This is a genomic window from Microbacterium sp. che218 (assembly GCF_040436305.1).
GTDB lineage: Bacteria > Actinomycetota > Actinomycetes > Actinomycetales > Microbacteriaceae > Microbacterium > Microbacterium algihabitans.
Map to the genome: position 1 here is coordinate 1,122,519 of NZ_AP031501.1, position 19,501 is coordinate 1,142,019.

Annotated in this window: 17 protein-coding genes; 3 read left to right on the forward strand and 14 right to left on the reverse strand. The window is 70.8% G+C overall.

Annotated elements, in window-relative coordinates; genetic code table 11:
• The first annotated feature begins 21 nt into the window (after positions 1–21).
• On the forward strand, positions 22–1,389 hold the full coding sequence (locus ABXS86_RS05325) for an MFS transporter (protein WP_353665855.1): 1,368 nt from the start codon (positions 22–24) through the stop codon (positions 1,387–1,389).
• Positions 1,390–1,798: 409 nt separating this feature from the next.
• Here ABXS86_RS05325 and ABXS86_RS05330 read toward each other — a convergent pair whose 3' ends face one another.
• Genes ABXS86_RS05330 through ABXS86_RS05350 form a run of 5 tightly spaced genes read right to left on the reverse strand, consistent with a single transcriptional unit; the run spans position 1,799 to position 4,968 of the window.
• A complete protein-coding gene (locus ABXS86_RS05330; RefSeq protein ID WP_307210030.1) occupies positions 1,799–2,743 on the reverse strand; it encodes a bifunctional riboflavin kinase/FAD synthetase in 945 nt (314 codons plus the stop codon).
• Positions 2,740–3,159 carry a hypothetical protein gene (locus tag ABXS86_RS05335; RefSeq protein ID WP_307210028.1) on the reverse strand — a complete coding sequence of 140 codons (420 nt, stop codon included), beginning with the start codon at positions 3,157–3,159 and terminating at the stop codon, positions 2,740–2,742. Before ABXS86_RS05335 ends, ABXS86_RS05330 begins: the two co-directional genes overlap by 4 nt.
• Before the next feature lie 47 nt (positions 3,160–3,206).
• The gene (locus tag ABXS86_RS05340; RefSeq protein ID WP_353665856.1) at positions 3,207–3,575 is read right to left on the reverse strand and encodes a hypothetical protein; all 369 of its coding nucleotides are present in this window, start codon (positions 3,573–3,575) and stop codon (positions 3,207–3,209) included.
• Positions 3,572–4,465 carry a tRNA pseudouridine(55) synthase TruB gene (gene truB / locus ABXS86_RS05345; RefSeq protein WP_353665857.1) on the reverse strand — a complete coding sequence of 298 codons (894 nt, stop codon included), beginning with the start codon at positions 4,463–4,465 and terminating at the stop codon, positions 3,572–3,574. The genes ABXS86_RS05340 and truB overlap by 4 nt, the downstream gene beginning before the upstream one ends.
• Complete coding sequence (locus ABXS86_RS05350; protein ID WP_353665858.1) at positions 4,465–4,968, reverse strand: hypothetical protein; 504 nt, start codon at positions 4,966–4,968, stop codon at positions 4,465–4,467. The genes truB and ABXS86_RS05350 overlap by 1 nt, the downstream gene beginning before the upstream one ends.
• Positions 4,969–5,154: 186 nt before the next feature.
• On the opposite strand from ABXS86_RS05350, the gene ABXS86_RS05355 reads away from it, so the two are divergent.
• Entirely contained in the window at positions 5,155–6,033 is an 879-nt protein-coding gene (locus ABXS86_RS05355) for an A/G-specific adenine glycosylase (protein WP_353665859.1), read from the forward strand.
• Positions 6,034–6,429: 396 nt separating this feature from the next.
• On the opposite strand, the gene rbfA is transcribed toward ABXS86_RS05355, so the two are convergent.
• The 8 genes from rbfA to ABXS86_RS05395 all read right to left on the reverse strand — a co-directional run bounded on the left by rbfA (position 6,430) and on the right by ABXS86_RS05395 (position 17,657).
• Positions 6,430–6,927, reverse strand: a complete 498-nt coding sequence (gene rbfA, locus ABXS86_RS05360; protein ID WP_353665860.1) for a 30S ribosome-binding factor RbfA — start codon at positions 6,925–6,927, stop codon at positions 6,430–6,432.
• A gap of 217 nt (positions 6,928–7,144) precedes the next feature.
• Entirely contained in the window at positions 7,145–9,958 is a 2,814-nt protein-coding gene (infB, locus tag ABXS86_RS05365; protein ID WP_353665861.1) for a translation initiation factor IF-2, read from the reverse strand.
• A 93-nt stretch (positions 9,959–10,051) separates the two neighbouring features.
• Entirely contained in the window at positions 10,052–10,303 is a 252-nt protein-coding gene (locus ABXS86_RS05370; RefSeq protein WP_074694212.1) for a YlxR family protein, read from the reverse strand.
• A 34-nt stretch (positions 10,304–10,337) separates the two neighbouring features.
• Entirely contained in the window at positions 10,338–11,327 is a 990-nt protein-coding gene (gene nusA / locus ABXS86_RS05375) for a transcription termination factor NusA (protein WP_251504087.1), read from the reverse strand.
• 120 nt (positions 11,328–11,447) lie between these two features.
• Complete coding sequence (locus tag ABXS86_RS05380; RefSeq protein WP_353665862.1) at positions 11,448–12,050, reverse strand: HD domain-containing protein; 603 nt, start codon at positions 12,048–12,050, stop codon at positions 11,448–11,450.
• A 288-nt stretch (positions 12,051–12,338) separates the two neighbouring features.
• Positions 12,339–14,834: a glycogen/starch/alpha-glucan phosphorylase gene (locus ABXS86_RS05385; RefSeq protein WP_353665863.1), complete on the reverse strand. Its 2,496-nt coding sequence runs from the start codon at positions 14,832–14,834 to the stop codon at positions 12,339–12,341.
• 94 nt (positions 14,835–14,928) lie between these two features.
• The gene (locus ABXS86_RS05390; RefSeq protein ID WP_353665864.1) at positions 14,929–16,767 is read right to left on the reverse strand and encodes a lipase family protein; all 1,839 of its coding nucleotides are present in this window, start codon (positions 16,765–16,767) and stop codon (positions 14,929–14,931) included.
• Between the two features lie 86 nt (positions 16,768–16,853).
• Positions 16,854–17,657, reverse strand: a complete 804-nt coding sequence (locus ABXS86_RS05395; RefSeq protein ID WP_353665865.1) for a MerR family transcriptional regulator — start codon at positions 17,655–17,657, stop codon at positions 16,854–16,856.
• A 103-nt stretch (positions 17,658–17,760) separates the two neighbouring features.
• Between ABXS86_RS05395 and ABXS86_RS05400 the strand changes: the two genes are divergently transcribed.
• On the forward strand, positions 17,761–18,570 hold the full coding sequence (locus ABXS86_RS05400; protein ID WP_353665866.1) for a DUF1206 domain-containing protein: 810 nt from the start codon (positions 17,761–17,763) through the stop codon (positions 18,568–18,570).
• A gap of 9 nt (positions 18,571–18,579) precedes the next feature.
• On the opposite strand, the gene ABXS86_RS05405 is transcribed toward ABXS86_RS05400, so the two are convergent.
• A complete protein-coding gene (locus tag ABXS86_RS05405) occupies positions 18,580–19,401 on the reverse strand; it encodes an aldo/keto reductase (protein WP_353665867.1) in 822 nt (273 codons plus the stop codon).
• Positions 19,402–19,501 lie beyond the last annotated feature (100 nt).

Genomic DNA, 19,501 nt, shown 5'->3' on the forward strand with positions numbered 1-19,501 from the left:
TGGCGGCCCTACGCTGAGGCCATGGCCGAGACGATGACGCGAGAGCAGCGCGTCGTGCTCGCCATCGCCGTACTGGCGTCGTTCGTGTCGTTCCTCGACGGCACCGTCGTCAACGTGGCCCTCCCCGCGATCGCGCGCGACCTCGGCGGCGGCCTGACCACCCAGCAGTGGGTCGTCGACGCGTACCTCGTGACGCTGGGCGCGTTCATCCTCGTCGCGGGCTCCCTGAGCGACGTGCTCGGCCGCGTCGTGGTGCTGCGCATCGGTCTCATCGGATTCGCCGTGACCTCGGTCGCGATCGCCGCCGCGCCCACCGCGGAGTTCCTCATCGTCGCGCGCGCCCTGCAGGGGGTCGCAGGGGCCCTGCTCGTCCCCAGCTCGCTCGCGTTGATCACCTCGACCTTCCGCGGACCCGCGCAGGCTCGAGCGATCGGCATCTGGACCGGCGCGACCACCGTCGCGATGATCGCCGGTCCCCTCATCGGCGGAATCTTCGTCGACACCCTCTCGTGGCGCCTTGTCTTCCTCGTCAACGTGCTGCCGATCGGGGTGACGATGTGGTTGCTCGCCCGGCTCGGCCACCGCGACCACCGCCGACCCGGTGCCCGTGTCGACGTCATCGGCGCGATCCTGTGCGCGGTGGGCCTCGGCGGCATCGTGTTCGCCCTCATCGAGCAGCCGAACCTGGGCTGGGGCTCCCCCGTGATCTGGGCTCCGGGAATCATCGGCGCCCTCGCCTTCGCCGGATTCCTGTGGCGCCAGCGCATTACGCCCGACCCGATGATGCCCCTCGACCTCTTCCGCTCGCGCAACTTCTGGGCGGGCAACCTCGTCACCGTCTTCGTCTACGCCGCACTGTCGCTGAACGGCTTCGTCGTCGGCGTGTACCTGCAGCAGGGGGCCGGGCTGTCGGCCACCCTCGCGGGGCTCGCCTCACTGCCCAGCACTCTGTTGATGATCGGGCTCAGCTCCCGCATGGGCGCGCTCGCCGGTCGGTTCGGCCCGCGCCTGTTCATGACCCTCGGCCCGCTCGTGATGGCCGTGGGCGCCGTGCTCCTGCTGAACGTGCGCGCCGACTTCGACTACTGGACGCAGGTGCTGCCGGGCATCGTGGTGTTCGGCCTCGGCCTGACGGCCACCGTTTCGCCGCTCACCGCCGCGGTGCTCGGCGCCATCGAGACCGAGCGGTCGGGCATCGCCTCCGCCGTCAACAACGCCGTCTCCCGCGTCGCGGGACTGCTGGCCATCGCCGCGGTCTCGGCCGTGGTGGGCGGATCGCTCGACCTCGACGGCTTCCACCGGGCCGCGGTGTTCACCGCCGCGCTGATGGTGCTCGGCGGCGCGGCGGCGTTCTTCGGCATCCGCAATCACCTCTCGCGCCAGGACTGACGCGGGGCGCGGGGCGCGCCGGGGCCGCTCGGGCGCGGTGGTCTCGGGGCGGCTCGGGCGCGGTGCCGAGAACACGCCGCAACCGTCGTTCGCAGGTGGCCCCGCGGCCACCTCCCTCGCCCCGGGGCCACATTGCGTGCCCCGGAGTCGGCCCAGCACGGCCCGCGGCCCAACCTGTACCGCGGCTCAGCCCGGCACGCGGCTCAGCCGAAGATTGCGCCCCAGCCCGGAAATGCCATGCCGCGCGCAAACGCATCGCGCGTTCGTGGCCCCGGGGCCACGTCCATCGCCCCGGGGCCACATTGCGTGCCCCGAAGCCGCCCCGCCCGCACCGCCGCTCAGTCCGGCCCGCCGGCTCAGCCCGACCCGCGGCTCAGCCCCGACCCGACGCCCCAGCCCGCTCCGCCGCTTAGGCGAGGATCGCGCGCGAGCGCTCGACGTCGTCGGCCATCTGCACGAGCAGCGCGTCGATGCCGTCGAACGCGGTCATCCCGCGCACCCGCTCGACGAAGCGCACCTCGACGTGGTGGCCGTACAGATCGAGCCCGGTCTCGTCGATGACGTACGCCTCGACCTGGCGGGAGTGCACGTCGTCGAACGTGGGGTTGGTGCCGACGCTGATCGCGGCGGGGTAGCTCGTGCGGCGGCCGCCGTCGACGTCGACCAGCCAGCCGGCGTAGACGCCGTCGGCTGGCACGAAGCCCTCGAGCTCGGGCGACAGGTTCGCCGTGGGGTAGCCGAGTTCGCGGCCTCGTTTGAGTCCGTGCACGACCTCGCCCCAGACCGAGGGGGCGCGTCCGAGCAGGCGGGCGGCAGTGGTGACGTCGCCCGCGGACAGCGCTTCGCGGATCCAGGTAGACGACACGCGTCGGTCGGCGTGCACCGCGCGGACGTCGTCGACCACGTCGACGCGGAACCCGTGCTCTTCACCCATGCGCACGAGCAGGTCGGGGTCGCCCGCGCCCCCCGCGCCGAAGCGGAAGTCGCGTCCCACGAGCACCGTGCGGGCCTCGAGCGCGTCGACGAGCACGCGCGTGACGAAGTCCTCGGCGGGGATGGATGCCAGCTGTTCGTCGAACGTGAGCAGCAGCGTGGCGTCGACTCCGGCGCGCTCGAGAAGGTCGAGCTTCTGGTGCGGTCCGATCACATCGGGCGGGCACTTCTCCGGACGCAGCACGCTGAGCGGATTGCGGTCGAAGGTGACGGCGACGACCTTCGCTCCCCCCGCCGCGTCGACGCGCGCCCGGTCGATGACCGCGCGGTGGCCGGTGTGCACCCCGTCGAACTTGCCGATCGCCACGACCGACGGCCCGAATCCGGCGGGGACCTCGGCGGGGTCGCGGAAGACGATCACGACGCGGTCCGTCGGTGCCGGATCAGCCACCACAGACCGAGGAACGGCAGAACGAGCGGGATGAAGAGGTAGCCGTACCCGTAGACCGACCACACCGTGGGGTGCTGGAACAGCGCCGGGTCGACGAGGCTCAGGGTGCCCACGACGAGGACGCCGACGAGTTCGAAGCAGATCGCGATCCACGCGACGCGATACCAGGCGGGGCGCGCCGAGAAGATCAGCGCGAGAGTGGCCACGATGTACACGACCGCGGCGAGGGCCGACAGCGTGTACGCGACGGGGGCGTCGTCGAACTCGCGGACGATCTGCACGAACGAGCGACCGGTGGCGGCGAGGGCCATGATGCCGTAGACGACGACGAGGACACGGCCGATGCCGGTCATCCCCCGGGAACGGGTGGGAGCTGTGGATGCCATGACCTGTCGATTCTAGTTCGCTGGGGCCCGCGTCGATCCGCCCGCGCTCAGGCGAGCTGCACCGTCCAGATGACGTGCATGCGCCACACCATCACCGCGACGGCCAGCGCCGCCACGCCCATGATCACCGTGCTCCAGCGGCTGCGCTCGATGAGCGCCCACGCGGCTCCCGCGACGGGCACGAGCGCGGCCGACACGAGGTACGTCCAGAACTCGAGCAAGCTGCCCGAGGGCGGGTTGCCCGCGAACGGCGAAACGAGCGCCACGACGATCTGCACGATCAGCAGCAGTTCGATGAGCGCGAGCGAACCGACGGTGACGTCGCCGGGGCGGCGGCCGAGGAGTCCCGCGACCATCGCGACGACGCCCGCGAGCACCGCGATGCCCACCTGCACGAGGGTGAACCACAGGATCATCGGGCGGCCTCCACAGGCATGTTCATGACGCTCTTCACCTGCGTGCCGCGTTTCTCGACCACGCCGATCAGGAGCCCGTCGGGGTCGATCGCGGCGGCGACGGCTCCAGTCAGGCGACCGCCGCCGTCGATGCGCTTGCCGTGCCGCAGGTCGCGTGCTTCGTCGGCACCCACCGCGAGGACGCTCATGACGACGGCCGCGGCAGTCGCCGGCGCGACGAGGGCGTCTTCGGCGATGTCGTCGACGGAGGCTGCGGCGGACACGTCGAACGCCCCGATGCGCGTGCGTCGCAGCGCCGTCAGGTGTCCCCCGACCCGCACCGCGCGCCCGAGGTCGCGAGCCAGGGCGCGGATGTACGTGCCACTCGTGCAGTCGACGACCACGTCGAGCTCGATCGTGCCCTCGCCGCGGCGCGTCTCGCGCACCTCGAACCGCGACACCGTGACGCTCCGCGCCTTCAGCTCGACCTCTTCGCCGGCGCGCGCGAGGTCGTAGGCGCGGCGGCCCGCGACCTTGATGGCCGAGACGGTGCTGGGCACCTGTTCGATCGCACCGGTCAGGGCGGCGATGCCGGCGGCGATGGCCTCGTCGGTCACGGCGGCGACGTCAGCGGCATCCGCCCTGGCCGTTTCGACGCCGTCGGCGTCGTCGCTGTCGGTGGCGACTCCGAGCAGGATGGTCGCCTCGTAGGTCTTGTCGGCGCCGACGATGTAGGTCAGAAGCCGCGTCGCTCCCTCGACGCCGAGCACGAGCAGGCCCGTCGCCATCGGGTCGAGCGTGCCGGCGTGGCCGATCTTGCGGGTGCCGAGCGCGCGCCGCGCGCGCGACACGACGTCATGGCTGGTGATGCCTCCGGGCTTGTCGACCAGGAGGATTCCGGGACGCACCATCAGCAGAAGTCTCCGAACACCTGCACCGGGTGCGAGGGGTCGGAGTTCTCGACGATGACGGAGGCTTCGGCCTTGGGGCGCACCGTGCGGAGGTACTGCTTCTCGGCGTCGGGAAGCTCGGGGCGCGGGGTGCCGATGGGCGGGTTGCTCTCGAGCCAGATCGAGAAGTTCCACAGTCCTCGCACTTCGGCGCGGTGCAGGAAGCGGCCCGACACGACGAGCACCGCGTCGCTCGGAGCGACGTACTCGGGACCGAACGCCTCGCCCGCCCGGAACGGTGTGATCAACCACTCGCGCACCTCGGGCGCACCGTCGGCGACGGAGACATGGAACACCGCCGTGCCCTCATCGGCGATCGCCTTCTCGAACTCGCCGGCGAAGTCCATCGCCTCGCCGAGGTCGAGAGCGTCGACCGCCACGACGACGCGGCCCGCGCGGGCGTTCTGCCGCATCAGGTCGCGCAGGCTGCGCTGCAGGATCTCGACGGGGTTCTCACTCGACATGCCTCCAGCCTACGGTCGACCACCGACACCCGACCCCTCCCATCGCCCCGCGACGTCGCGGTCACGGCGTCCCCCGTCATGCGTAGACGCGATCGACGCGCAGAAACGCGTGCAGCCCGTGTTCATGCGCGCGAACAGCGTTCATGCGCGAAGTCCGGCCGCCGCTGGCGACCGTAGGCTGGACGGATGCCAGGACTCGCCGCCCCGCTCATCGCGTGGTACCGCGACGCGGCCCGCGACCTCCCCTGGCGTCGCGAGGGGTTCGGCGCGTGGGGCACCCTCGTCAGCGAGTTCATGCTGCAGCAGACGCCGGTGAACCGTGTCGTCCCGCGCCTCGAGGCGTGGCTGGCGCGCTGGCCGACGCCGGCCGACCTCGCCGCCTCTCCCCCGGGCGACGCCGTCACCCAGTGGGCGAACCTCGGCTATCCGCGCCGCGCGGTGTGGCTGCACCGCGCCGCCGTCGAGATCCGCGATCGTCACGACGGGGTCGTTCCCCGCGACGTCGACGCCCTGCTGGCTCTGACCGGGATCGGCGACTACACCGCGCGGGCCGTCGCGGTCTTCGCCTACGGCGATCGGCATCCGGTCGTCGACACGAACACCCGACGCGTGCTCGCGCGCGCGATCGACGGTCGCGCGCAGCCAGGTCCGCCCCACCGCCGCGACCTCGAGGCGATGGAGGCCGAACTTCCCGCCGACATCGCCGAGGCCGCGATCGTCAACGCCGCCGCGATGGAACTCGGCGCGATCGTCTGCACCGCCCGTGCGCCGAAGTGCGAAGCGTGCCCCCTCGCGGCGCAGTGCGCGTGGCGGGCGGCCGGGTACCCGGCATCCGAAGACCGTCGGCGCAAGCAGGCCACGTACGAGGGAAGCGATCGCCAGACCCGCGGAGCGGTGCTCAAGACCCTGCGCGAGGCGGCGCCCGCGGCGGTTCCGGTGTTCGCGGTGATCCCCGACTGGCCGGATGCCGCGCAACGCGACCGCGCGATCGACTCGCTCATCGCCGACGGCCTCGTCGAAGCGGCCGACGATCACCTGCGTCTGCCCGGCCACCCGGCATCTTGACCTGGCCCCCGTCCGGCGCCCGCCGTCCCGCGGACCCGACCCCCGACACGCCGCCCCCACCCCACACCGAACCGGCCTGAGACCCTTCCCGTCCGCACGGCGGTCCCGACCCCCGCCCAGCGCCCCACCCGCCGTCCTGCGGGCCCGACCCCCGACACGCCGCCCCGACCCCACCCCGAACCGGCCTGAGACCCTTCCCGTCCGCACGACGGTCCCGACCCCCGCCCAGCGCCCCACCCGCCGTCCTGCGGGCCCGACCCCCGACACTCCGCCCCGACCCCGCCCCGAACCGGCGTGTCACTCCTCGCATCCGCACGACGGCGGTCCGGATGCCGCGGAAACGACGAACGGCCGGACTCCGCCGATGAGGCGGGGTCCGGCCGTGTCGTCTCGAGGTCAGGCGCGCGGGGCGTCGTCCTCGTCGAAGTCGTCGTTGTCTTCGTCGGCGCTGTCGTCTTCGTCGGCGCTCTCGTCTTCGTCGCGCGGCTTCACGTACGGGTCGGCGTCGCCGGCGTACGCGGCCGTGGCGGCGAGACCGGCGACCGACTGGTCGCGCTCGCGCGCTTCGCGCAGGAGGGCCGAGATGTGGTCGGCGTTCTCGGGGATGCCGTCGAGGATGAACTCCAACGACGGGGTCAGGCGCGTGTTGAGGTTCTTGCCGACCTCGCTGCGCAGCATGCCCGTCGCCGACTTCAGCGCGGCGGCCGTGTCGGCGCGGTGCGCCTCGTCGCCCATGACGGTGTAGAACACCGACGCGTGCTGGAGGTCACCCGTGACCCGCACGTCGGTGATGGTGACGAATCCGAGCCGCGGGTCGCGCAGCCCCTTCTCGAGGCGCTCGGCGAGCACCACGCGAATCCGGTCCGCCACTCGGGCCTGTCGTTCCCCTGCCACTGCCTTCTCCTTCTCGTTCTTTCATACCGCCGCGAGTCGAGTGCCCCCGTGGCTCATTGCCGAGTGGCGGTCCTGACGAAGGAGCGTACCCAGCGGAGGCCGGAGGGGTGTGTGCCTTCCCGAGCATCGGGGTAGGGGCCCCGCTCTGCTCGGGAAGGCACACACCCCGCAGGCCGCAGCGGGGGCCGCACCCGAAGGCACGACCCCCGCACGACGATCAGCCTCGCGGCTTCTCGACGAGTTCCGTCGTTTCGATCTCGTCACCGATCTGGATGTCGTTGAACTTGCCGAGACCGATACCGGCCTCGAAGTCCGTACGAACCTCGGTGACGTCGTCCTTGAAGCGGCGCAGCGACTCGATGGCCAGGCCATCGGCCAGCACGACACCGTCGCGGATGACGCGAGCCTTGGCGTTTCGCGTGATCGTTCCCGATCGCACGATGACACCGGCGATGTTGCCGAACTTCGAGGAGCGGAACACCTCGCGAATCTCGGCGACACCCGACTGCACCTCTTCGAACTCCGGCTTGAGCAGGCCCTTGAGCGACTGCTCGACGTCGTCGATCGCGTTGTAGATGACCGAGTAGAACCGCACGTCGACACCCTCGCGGGCGGCACGCTCGCGGGCCTTCGTGTCGGGACGGACGTTGAAGCCGATCACGATCGCGTTGTCGATCGTGGCCAGGTTGATGTCCGACTCGGTGATCGCACCCACACCGCGGTGGATGATGCGCAGCTGGACGCTGTCGTCGACCTCGATCTTGAGCAGCGACTCCTCGAGCGCCTCGACGGCACCCGACACGTCACCCTTGATGATGAGGTTGAGCGACTCGACCTTGCCCTCTTCGAGAGCGCGGGTGAAGTCCTCGAGCGAGATGCGCTTGCGGGCCTTGGCCAGCTGGGCGTTGCGCTCGGCCGCTTCACGCTTCTCGGCAATCTGACGGGCGGTGCGGTCTTCTTCGGTGACGATGAAGACGTCACCGGCGCGGGGCACGGAGTTGAGGCCCTGAACCGAGACGGGACGCGACGGGTAGGCCTCATCGACCGCTTCGCCGTTCTCGTCCATCATCGCGCGGACGCGGCCGTAAGCCGTTCCTGCGACGATCGCGTCGCCGACGCGGAGGGTTCCGGACTGGATGAGCACCGTGGCGACCGAACCGCGACCCTTGTCGAGCTTCGCTTCGATCGCGACACCGCGGGCCGCCTTGTTCGGGTTGGCCGTGAGGTCGAGACCGGCGTCGGCGGTGAGCAGGACCGCATCCAGGAGGGCCTGGATGTTGAGGTTCTCTCGGGCCGAGACGTCGACGAACATGACGTCTCCGCCGTACTCCTCGGCGACCAGACCGTACTCGGTGAGCTGCTGGCGCACCTTGGCCGGGTTCGCGTCGGGCTTGTCGACCTTGTTGACCGCGACCACGATCGGCACACTGGCCGCCTGGGCGTGGTTCAGCGCCTCGACCGTCTGGGGCATGATGCCGTCGTCGGCCGCGACCACGAGGATCGCGATGTCGGTCACCTGCGCACCACGGGCACGCATGGCGGTGAACGCCTCGTGACCCGGGGTGTCGATGAAGGTGATCGCGCGCTCGATGCCCTCGTGCTCGGTCCAGATCTGGTACGCACCGATGTGCTGCGTGATGCCGCCGGCCTCGCCGGCGACCACGTTGGTCTGGCGGATGGCGTCGAGCAGTCGCGTCTTACCGTGGTCGACGTGACCCATGACGGTGACCACGGGAGGACGGATCTCGAGATCGTCCTCGCTCTCGGCCTCGAGCTCGGCGTCGAGGTCGAGACCGAAGCCCTCGAGGAGCTCCTTGTCTTCGTCCTCGGGCGAGACCATCTGGATCTTGTAGCCGAGCTCGGCTCCGAGCACCTCGAAGGTGGCCTCGTCGAGCGACTCGGTCGCGGTGGCCATCTCGCCCAGGTTGAACAGGATGGTCACGAGCGTGCCGGGCTGCACGGTGTAGCCGCGCAGGGCCTCGAGCTTGTCCGCGAAGTCGGCGATGGAGGCACCGCGACGCAGGCGGATGATCTCGCCGTTGCCCTTCGAGACGTTGACGCCGCCGACGACCGGCGCCGACCGCATCTCGAATTCCTGCCGCTTCGCCCGACGCGACTTACGCTGCTTGGACTTGCCGCCACCCTTACCGAAGGCACCTGCGGTACCACCGCCGGGGCCACGGCCACGGCCGCCACCACCGCCGGGACGACCGGCGAAACCGCCGGCCGGAGGACCGCCACCGGGGCGCTGGAAACCGCCACCGGCACCGCCGGGACGACCGGGACCGCCGGGACGCTGCTGGAACGGAGCGCCGGGACGACCGCCGCCACCGGGACGACCGGCACCACCGGGGCGCGGAGCACCGGGACGCGGGGCGCCGGGGCGCGGAGCCTGCGGACGCGGGATGTTGCCGGGGGTCGGGCGCTGGCCCATGCCCTGCGCCGAGGCGAAGGGGTTGTTACCCGGACGGGGGCCGGCGGGACGCTGGCCCATGCCCTGCGCCGAGGCGAAGGGGTTGTTGCCGGGACGGGCTCCACCCGGACGCGGGGGCGCGCTCGGGCCGGGCTTGGGGGCACCGGCGCCGGGAGCTGCGGCACCGGGGGCCGGAGGGGTCGAGCCGGGGCTCGGCGGCGACGACGGAGTCGAGGGCTTGGCCGCCGACGGGGCCGCGGGGGCCTCGGGGGCGGATGCCGCGGGGGCAGCCTCGACCGGAGCCGCTTCGGGAGCGGCCGGAGCCGCGGGCTTCGCGGGTCCGGGCGTGGGACCCGACGGACGGTTGCCGGGGGTCGCGGCCGGACGAGCCGGGCCGGGACGGGCGCCGGGGCGCGCCGCAGAAGCGGCGGGCTTGGCGTCCGAAGAGGAAGACGAGCCTTCGGAGGCCAGCGCAGCGCGGAGCTTACGGGCGACCGGGGGTTCGATGGTGGATGAGGGGCTCTTGACGAATTCGCCGAGCTCCTTCAGCTTCGCAAGCGCGACCTTGCTGTCGACGCCGAGCTCGGAAGCGATCTCGTGCACGCGTGGTTTTGCCACAATTCTCCTGTCTGAGGGCCTACCCCGGACAGGGCAGACCGCTAGTTGCGGACGGGTCTCATTTCGAGCCGTTCACTTCGTGTCCATAGCCGTTCAGCCTTTTCGCTGGTGGTGTGATTCGAAGGTCTGCGTGTCAAGCGGGCCTGACACACGCAATGCTCGTACGAAGGCGCGACGTGCGAGCGCTTTGCTCACACACGCGTCCGTCTCGTGCACCCACGCGCCCCGACCGGGAAGAACCGCCCGCTCGTCTGCGACGAGGACGGATCCGTCCGCGACCACACGCAGAAGCGAGGATCGGGGGGCACGTGCGCGGCATCCGACGCACGTTCGTACGGGTTCCATCCTACACCTCGCGATCGTGGGGACGATCGGACGCTCAGTTGTCTTCGAGGATGCTGTCGGGCTGGATGTCGATCTTCGCACCGGTGAGCTTGGCGGCCAGGCGGGCGTTCTGGCCCTCCTTGCCGATCGCGAGCGACAGCTGGTAGTCGGGAACGAGGGCACGCACGGCCTTGGTCGAGGCGTCGAGCACGAACGACGAAGTCACCTTGGCGGGCGACAGGGCGTTGGCGACGAAGCGCGGCAGTTCGGCGTCGTAGTCGATGATGTCGATCTTCTCGCCGGCGAGCTCTTCGGTGACGGCGCGCACGCGGCGTCCGAGCTCTCCAATGCAGGCACCCTTGGCGTTCACTGTCGGGTCGTTCGCCTTGACGGCGATCTTCGAGCGGTGCCCCGCCTCGCGGGCGAGGGAGACGATCTCGACGAGTCCTGCGGCGATCTCGGGCACCTCGAGGGCGAACAGCTTGCGCACGAGTCCGGGGTGGGTGCGCGAGACGGTGATCTGCGGACCCTTGTTGCCCTTGGAGACGCTGGTCACGTAGACGCGCAGACGCGAGCCGTGGGCGTAGGTCTCGCCGGGAACCTGCTCCTCGGGCGGGAGGATGGCCTCGACGGTGCCGAGGTCGACGTGCACCATGCGCGGGTTGGGACCCTGCTGCACGACGCCGGCGACGATGTCGCCCTCTTTGCCGCGGAACTCGCCCAGCACGGCGTCGTCGGCGATGTCGCGCAGACGCTGGCTGATGACCTGCTTGGCGGCGAAGGCGGCGATGCGACCGAAGTCGTCGGGGGCCTGCTCCTCTTCGCCGACGATCGCGCCCTCTTCGTCGGTGACGGGGGTGAAGATGCCGACGTGACCGGTCTTGCGGTCGAGGGTGGCGCGCGCTCCCGTGGGGATCTCACCGGTCGGCGAGATGTGCTTGGCGTAAGCCGTCAGGATCGCCTGCTCGATGATGCGCGCGAGTTCGTCGAAGGGGATCTCCTTCTCGCGTTCGATCGTCTTGAGTAGTGCGAGATCGATGTCCACAAGGCCCTCCGTTGTTCAGCTTTCGTCGGCACGACCGGCGCCGACAACCCTCCTACGATACCCGGGATGTCCGGCCCCTCGCATCTCGGTGGGCGATCCCGGATGCCGCGACGTCGGGGATCAGAGGGTTTCGAGCGGATTTGCGGCGAGCTTGGCCACCACTCCCCCGTCGACGAGTCGTCGGGCGGCGGTGTCGGGCTTGCGGGCGGCCTGATCGAGCACGCACGCGCCGAACTCCGCAGCGAGGGCTCCACGCGGGTGGGCGGCGAGCACCTCGCGGCGGAAGTCCTCGGGCAGCGCGTCGGGGCGGGCGCCCGAGATGTCGAGGCCCGTCGCGATCTCGAGCAGGTGCCCCTCGGCATCCATCGCCGGATCCACGCGCGGCCAGTTGTGCCGCACGATCACCTCGAGCACGCGCTCGCGGCGGGGCTGCTCCCACCCCGCGCCCGCGGTGAGCGCCACGCCGACGTGCCCGCCCGCGTGTTCGTACGACAGCGTGTGGTTGTCGAACGCGCCGACGGTGCCGATGTCGTGCAGCACCGCGGCGACGTACAGCAGCTCGTGGTCGACGTTGGGGATGCCGTCCACCTCGGCGAACGCCTCGGCCCACAGCCACGACCGCAGCGCGTGCGCGGTGATCGCGGGCGACTGGTACTGCCGCGCGAGCGAGAGGGCCCCACGGGCGGCGAGGGTGTCGGGAACGGCGAAGTCGCTGATGCGCACGGGACCTCCGGGGTCGAGAGGCTTCCACTCTCGCGCAGGTCGCCCCTCGACGCCGTCGCCGGTCGGCCAGCCTTCGCAGCCTTTCCGCCAGCGCGCGTGCACAACGCAGGAGATGACGGCGCCGCGCGCGGTGATGCACGCGCGATAAAGGGGTGCGCGGGCGGCGCGGCATCCGGATCTCCGGCGTTGTGCACGCACCGCGCCCGTCACCGACCGGCGATCCGGCGACGGAACGACGGATGCCGCGACCTCGGGCGAGCGCCCGGGTCGCGGCATCCGGAAACCGCGTCAGCTCACCGGGGTGGCGTGCCAGATGCGGTCGAGGTAGTCGCGCATGGCGCGGTCGGACGAGAAGTAGCCGCTGCGCGCGACGTTGAGGATGGCCGAGCGCACCCAGCCGTCCTGGTCGGCGTAGGCCGCGTCGACCCGGTCCTGGGCGTCGAGGTACGCCGAAAAGTCGGCGAGCGCCATGAAGCGGTCCTCGTACAGCAGGTTCGACACGAGCGGCTCGAACACGGTGCGGTCGCCGCCCGAGAAGGCCCCCGAGGCGATGAGGTCGATCGCGCTGCGCAGCCGTTCGTCCTTCTGGTAGAAGTCGGCGGGGCGGTAGCCCTCGGCCCACAGCTCCTCGACCTCGGGCTCGCTCATGCCGAAGAGGAAGAAGTTGTCGTCCCCGACGAGCTTGCGGATCTCGACGTTCGCGCCGTCGTCGGTGCCGATGGTGAGGGCGCCGTTGAGGGCGAGCTTCATGTTGCCCGTGCCCGAGGCCTCTTTGCCGGCGAGCGAGATCTGCTCCGACAGGTCGGCGGCGGGGATGATGCGCTCGGCCAGGGTCACGTTGTAGTTGGCCGGGTAGACCACCTTGAGCTTGCCCTTGACCCGCTCGTCGGCGCTGACCACCTCGCCGACGGCGTTGATGAGGTGGATGATGCGCTTGGCCATGCCGTAGCCGGGCGCGGCCTTCGCGCCGAAGAGGAACGTGCGCGCCTGCACCTCGTCGACGTCGAGGCGTCCCGAGACGATGCCCTCGTAGGTGCTGACGATGTGCAGCACCTTGAGCGTCTGGCGCTTGTACTCGTGCAGGCGCTTGATCATGACGTCGAGCATGTGACCGTCGTCGAGAGGCGCCTCTCCGCGGGCCTCGAGCACGCTGCTGAGGCGACGCTTGTTCGAGGCCTTCACCGCGGCGAAGCGCTCGCGGAAGTCGGCGTCGTCGGCGAGGGCCTCGAGGCCCCGCAGGCGTTCGAGGTCGACGGTCCATCCGGCGCCGAGGGCCTCGGTGATCAGGCTCGACAGGTCGGGGTTGGCCAGGCGCAGGAAGCGGCGCGGGGTCACGCCGTTGGTGACGTTGGTGAACTTGTCGGGCCACATGGTGGCGAAGTCCTTCAGCACGTTGTCGCGCAGCAGCTGCGAGTGCAGCTCGGCGACGCCGTTGACCTTCGACCCGGCGACCGTCGCGAGGTAGGCCATGCGCACGGAGCGCGAGGGGTGCTCGCCGATGATCGACATGTTGCGGATGAGCATCTCGTCGTCGCCGAAGCGCTCGCGCACCTCGAGCAGGAACTCGTCGTTGATGCGGTAGATGATCTCGAGGTGACGCGGCAGCAGGTGACCGAGCAGGTCGACCGACCAGACCTCGAGCGCCTCGGGCAGCAGCGTGTGGCAGGTGTACGCGAAGCACTTCTGCGTGATCGCCCACGCGGCATCCCACTCGAGCTTCTTCTCGTCGACGAGCACGCGCATCAGCTCGGGCACCCCGATGACCGGGTGGGTGTCGTTGAGCTGGAAGATCACGCGCTCGGGGAGCTTCTCGATCTCGAAATCGTCGGGCAGCACGTTCTCGATGAAGTCGGCGATGGATGCCGCGACGAAGAAGTACTGCTGCTGCAGGCGCAGCTCCTTGCCCTGGGGCGTGGAGTCCTCGGGGTAGAGCACCTTCGAGATGTTCTCGGCGAAGGTCTGCGCGCGCACCGACTCGACGTAGTCGCCGGAGTTGAAGGTGTGCAGGTCGAAGGCGTTCGTGGCGACCGCGCGCCACAGGCGCAGGGTGTTCACGCGACCGTTGTGGTAGCCCGGGACCATCATGTTGTACGGCACGGCGAGCACGTTCCACTCGGGTACCCAGCGCGTGCGCTCGACGCCCTCGTCGTCGTAGGTCTCGGTGGTGCCGGCGAACGAGATCGTCTGTGCGGCCTCGGGGTGGGCGAAGTCCCACGGCGAGCCCATGCGCAGCCACGCGTCGGGCTGCTCGACCTGCTGCCCCTCGTTGAAGGCCTGGCGGAAGATGCCGTACTCGTAGCGGATGCCGTAACCGATGGTGGGGATGCTCATCGTCGCGAGCGAGTCGATGAAGCAGGCCGCGAGGCGACCGAGGCCGCCGTTGCCGAGTCCGGGCTCGATCTCGACCTGGCGCAGGTCGTCGATGTCGATGCCGCACTGCGCGAGCGCCTCGGTCGCGATGTCGGTCAGTCGCGCGGCGAGGAGGTTGTTGTCGAGCTGGCGTCCCAGCAGGTACTCGGCCGAGAGATAGCAGACGGTCTTGTTCTGCTGGGCCTTCTGCTGCGCGCGATCGTCGAACCAGCGCGCCATGAGGTAGTCGCGCACCGTGTACGCCAGGGCGAGGTACTGGTCGTTGACGTCGGAGTTCGACAGCGTGACGCCCTGGTCGAAGTTGAGGTTCTGCAGGAACTGCTTCGCGAAGCCGTCGACGGATGCCGCGGGGGCGACGACCGGCGCGATCGCGAGCGGGTGAGTGGGGCGCAGCTCAGCGGTGTTCTCGGGCATTCTCCGACCGTAATGAGTACGGCCCCCTCGCGCCAACGCGGAACGGGAACGACACACGATCTTCACTCCGGCGCCGTATTGAACGGGACGCGTGTCAGCGCAGGCCGCAGCCGTCGATCACCTGGTCTTTGCGCTCGATCAGCTTCTTCGTCCAGTCGTAGAGCACGGGCAGGAAACGCGATTTGGGCAGGATCGGGCGCAGGTGGTCGTAGCCCGCGTAGGTCGCCCAGCGCACGTCCTGACCCTCGGCGCAGAGCTTCGCGACGTAGTCGCGCTGCAGCTTCGGCGGGATCACCTCGTCATCGGCGCCCCAGGCCACCAGCATGGGCGTGCCCAATGGGGCGGTCATCGCGTTCTCGGCCAGTCGCTCGCCGAGTGCTCCGTCGGTGAGGTCGGCGCTGTAGAGCGGCCTGTCCTCCGACACCCCGAGGGCGGCGAGAACCGACACGACCACGCCGGGCTCGCTCGGGCAGCGCTGCGTCATCTCGAGCACGATCGATCGCGAACCTTCGGCGATGTAGTCGTCGAGGCGCACATCGGGGTACGTCTCGGAATAGGGCACCAGCACCCACGACGTGATCACCGACAGCATCGCGTTGGGCGGACCCGACAAGAGCTCCTCGGCGAGCGCGGGCGGATCGGCGACGGGGGCGACCACCGCGGTGCCGAGCACGTCGAGGCCGGGCGCGTAGTCCTTCGCGATCGCGGTGGTCCACAGCGCCGCGTGACCGCCCTGGGAGTGACCCCACACGACGGTGTCGGGCGAGAGGGTCAGGTTGGTGCGCAGTTCGGCGGTCGCGAGCACTGCGTCGAGCGACGAGCGGGCCTCGCCCTCGCCGATCAAGTAGGGATACGCCCCCGGTGCGCCCTGGCCGGAGAAGTCGGATGCCACGACCACCCACCCCGCTTTGAGCGCCTGTTCGAGGGCCGGGATCGACCACTTCGTCGCCGAGGCGTCTCGCAGGCTCGGCGCGCAGCCCTGGGCCACCCCGGTGGTTCCGTGGTTCCACACGATGACGGGTCGGGGGCCGGCGGGTGGGTTCTTGGGCATGATGACGAGCGCGCTGGCCACGGCCGGACGATCGAGCGCGTCGCGCGTGGTGTACAGGATGCGCGAGACGTCGCCGTTCTCGGGGAGTCGGCCGAGATAGGCGTCGGACCGGATGAGGCGACCATGCCCGCTCGGCACCTGCGCGGGCGGGTCGTAGAACGCATCGACCACCGGGGCGCCGTCGTCGAGCCAGTCGTTGAGCCACCATCCGCCCGCCGCCGTCGCCACGAGCACGAGAGACAGGGCGTAGCGGCCGGCCGCGGCCCAGCGGGACCGGATCACCCGTCGGCGCACCGCGCGCTGCGCGTCGAAGGGCTCCTTCCGCTGCCGCGGACGCCGCATGCCGACGACCCCGCGCCAGAACACGCCCAGGCCGAAGACGACCGTGCGCACACCGAAGACGACCGCCAGCACCAGCACCGTGACGTCGGGCCAGGTGAACGACAGCAGTCCGAAAGCGATCTGTGCGACGCCCCACGCGAGCGCGAGGATGCGCGCGCTCGCGGGACCCGCGCCGGTGGCGCGCCCCACCGAGGCGAGACCACCGATCACCAGGAGCACCGCGAGCACGGGCGGAAGGAGCTCGAGGCTGCGGCCGAGCCAGACGAGCACCGCGAGCCCGGCGACGATCCACGCGGCCGAGACCGCGCGCTGCCACCAGCCCGCGGGACGCCCCACGAGCTCGACGATGCCCATGACCACGGCGCTCGCGCCGACGTAGACGCCGAGCAGTACGAGGGAGGTGAGCGGGCGCGAGACGATGAGCACGCCCAGGGCCACCACGATCGCCCCGACCAGCAGCAGCACCCGCGGCGGCGCGTTGCGCACGAGCGCCGGGAGGGCGTTCCACCGGCGCAGGTGCGGTCGGCGGGTCGCGGGCATCAGGCAATGATAAGCATCGCCGCGCGACCCGCCGGGCGGCCTCCGCGTGCGCTACCGGGCACCGTGCCGCGCCCGGCGCCGTACGGTCAGGCGGTCGCGACCGGCTGCTGCAGCTCGGTCACCCAGTCGGATTGATCGTCGGACTCGGCCCGCACGTACAGCTCGCGGCACGGACCCGCGGGAACGAATCCCCGGGCGAGGATCTGGGAGTGGATCGACTGCCAGCTCTCGGAGATCCCGTCCATGGGGCCCAGGTGGATGCCGCAGACCGCCTGATCAACAGCGGGCAGGTCGACGAGGTCGAACCCCTCGCGCGCCGCTCCGCCGTACACGTACCCCGCGACGATCTCGAGCCCGTCCTCGACCGCGGTGTACTGCGCGATCGGGGTCTCGAGTGCGCCGGCGACGCCGCCGATGACCGCCGCGACCTCGTCGAAGGCCGGACCGACGATGTCGGCGACCGCCGCCGACGAGGGGGCGATCGCGCGCCGGGCCGCCAGGCGGACGGCGGGGAGGGGCTTGTTGATGGTCTCGATCTCGCGCATGCGCTTCTCTCTTTCGATCAGATGGAGACGCCGCTCCACGTCGACGAGTCGAGCGGCTGCGATCCGGTGCTCTCGCTCGACCTCTGCGCGACGCGCGTGCAGCAGACCGGCGATGCGGTCGGCATCCACCCCCTGATCGAGGATGAGGGCGACGTCGTCGAGGCCGAAACCGAGCTGGCGCAGAGCCACGATCCGGTGCAGCCTCTCGAGCTGCGACGGGTCGTAGGAGCGGTAGCCGCTGAACTCGTCCACGTGCGCGGGCACGAGCAGACCCGCCGTGTCCCAGTGCCGGAGCATCCGGTGGGTCACCTGGCCGATCTGCGCGAACGCTCCGATGGACAACATGCTCTCCGTTATCCCCCCTCACACGGTGTCAGGGTCAAGCATCGCAGGAGCCGCTCCGCGCAACCGGTGCGGACCGGGGCGCCGCACCACGTACGGTTCGATGGTGTCCACCCCCGCCCGCGCCGCCGCTCGAGATGCGGAGGCCAACCCCGCGTTCCGTGTCGCCGCGCGCGCGGGGTATGCGGCCAACGGCATCCTGCACCTGCTCATCGGCGGCCTGGTGATCGCGGTCGGCCTCGGTGCGAAGGAGGACAGCGATCAGACCGGGGCGTTCCGCGCGGTCGCCGCCGCGCCGCTCGGGGCCGCCGCGCTGTGGGCACTGGCCGTCGGACTCGTGGCCCTCGGCGCCTGGCACCTGCTGCAGGCGTTCGCGCCGCGTCACCTCTCGGTGTGGCGCCGCATCGGCCGGATCTTCACCGAGGCCCCGCAGGGCCTCGTCTTCGTCGCGATCGGGCTCGTGTCGGCATCCGTCGCCCTGGGCGCCCGCCCGCGCGCCGAGCAGGCGGCCGAAGACCTCAGCCAGGGCATGCTGACCTGGCCGATCGGCGGATTCGTGCTCGGCGTGGTCGGTCTCGCGGTGGGCGCGGTCGGCGTCGGCTTCGTCTGGATGGGCCTGCGCCGGTCGTTCCACTCCAAGGTGCGCACGCCCGCGGGCCCCGGCGGCTTCGCCCTCACGGTGCTCGGTGTCGTCGGATTCGTCACGAAGGGCGTGGCCCTGTTGATCGTGGGTGTGCTGGTGGTCGTCGCCGCCGTCACCGTCGAGCCCGACACGGCGGGCGGGCTCGACGGAGCGACCGCCGCTGTCGTGGCGCTGCCCGCCGGTCCTCTGCTCGCCTGCCTCGTCGGTGTGGGATTCCTCGCGTACGGCGTCTTCACGGTCTTCCGCGCGCGCTACGCGCGGCTCGACGCCTGAGCTCGGGCCTCAGTCGAGGTCGGGGTTGCGGCCCGTGCGCTCGCCCGTGTCGAGGGTGGCGATGACGGCGCGGTCGTCGTCGTCGAGCGTGAAGTCGAAGACGTCGCCGTTCTCGCGGATGCGGTCGAGCGACACCGACTTCGGGAACACCACGAGGTCGCGATCGAGGTGCCAGCGGACGACGACCTGGGCCGGCGTCTTGCCGTATTTCTCGGCGATGCGGGCGAGCACGGGCTCGTCGAGCAGGCCGCCGCGCGCGAGCGGCGCCCACGACTCGGTCACGATGCCGTTCGCGACGTGCCAGTCGACCAGCTCGTTCTGCGGGAAGCGCGGGTGCAGCTCGACCTGGTTCACCGCCGGCAGCAGCCCGGTCTCGTCGCGCAGGCGCTCGAGGTGCACGACCGAGAAGTTGCTGACGCCGATCGAGGTCGCCCGTCCCTCCTGCTGCAGGCGCTGGAGCGCCTTCCAGGTGTCCACGTAGCGGTCGGCGCTGGGGATCGGCCAGTGGATGAGGTACAGGTCGACCCGGTCGAGACCGAGCTTCGCGGCGCTGGCGTCGAAGGCTCGCAGCGTCTCATCGAACCCCTGGTCGTCGTTCCACACCTTCGTGGTGACGAACACCTCGTCGCGCTCGAGGCCCGAGGCGCGCAGCCCCTGGCCGACCTCCGTCTCGTTGCCGTAGAGCGCAGCCGTGTCGATGTGGCGGTATCCGGCGGCGAGCGCGCCCTCGACGAGACCGGCGGTGACCTCTGCGGGCACCTTGTACGTGCCGACGCCGAGCTGCGGGATGGTGGAGCCGTCGCTCAGCGACAGACGGGGTGCGGCGATCATGGCATCCACGCTACCGAGTCGTCCGCGCGTGCCCAGGGCCTCTTGACCACCCGCCCCGGCTGCCGCGTCGAAGACCGCGAGACTGCATCTCGCTGACGAG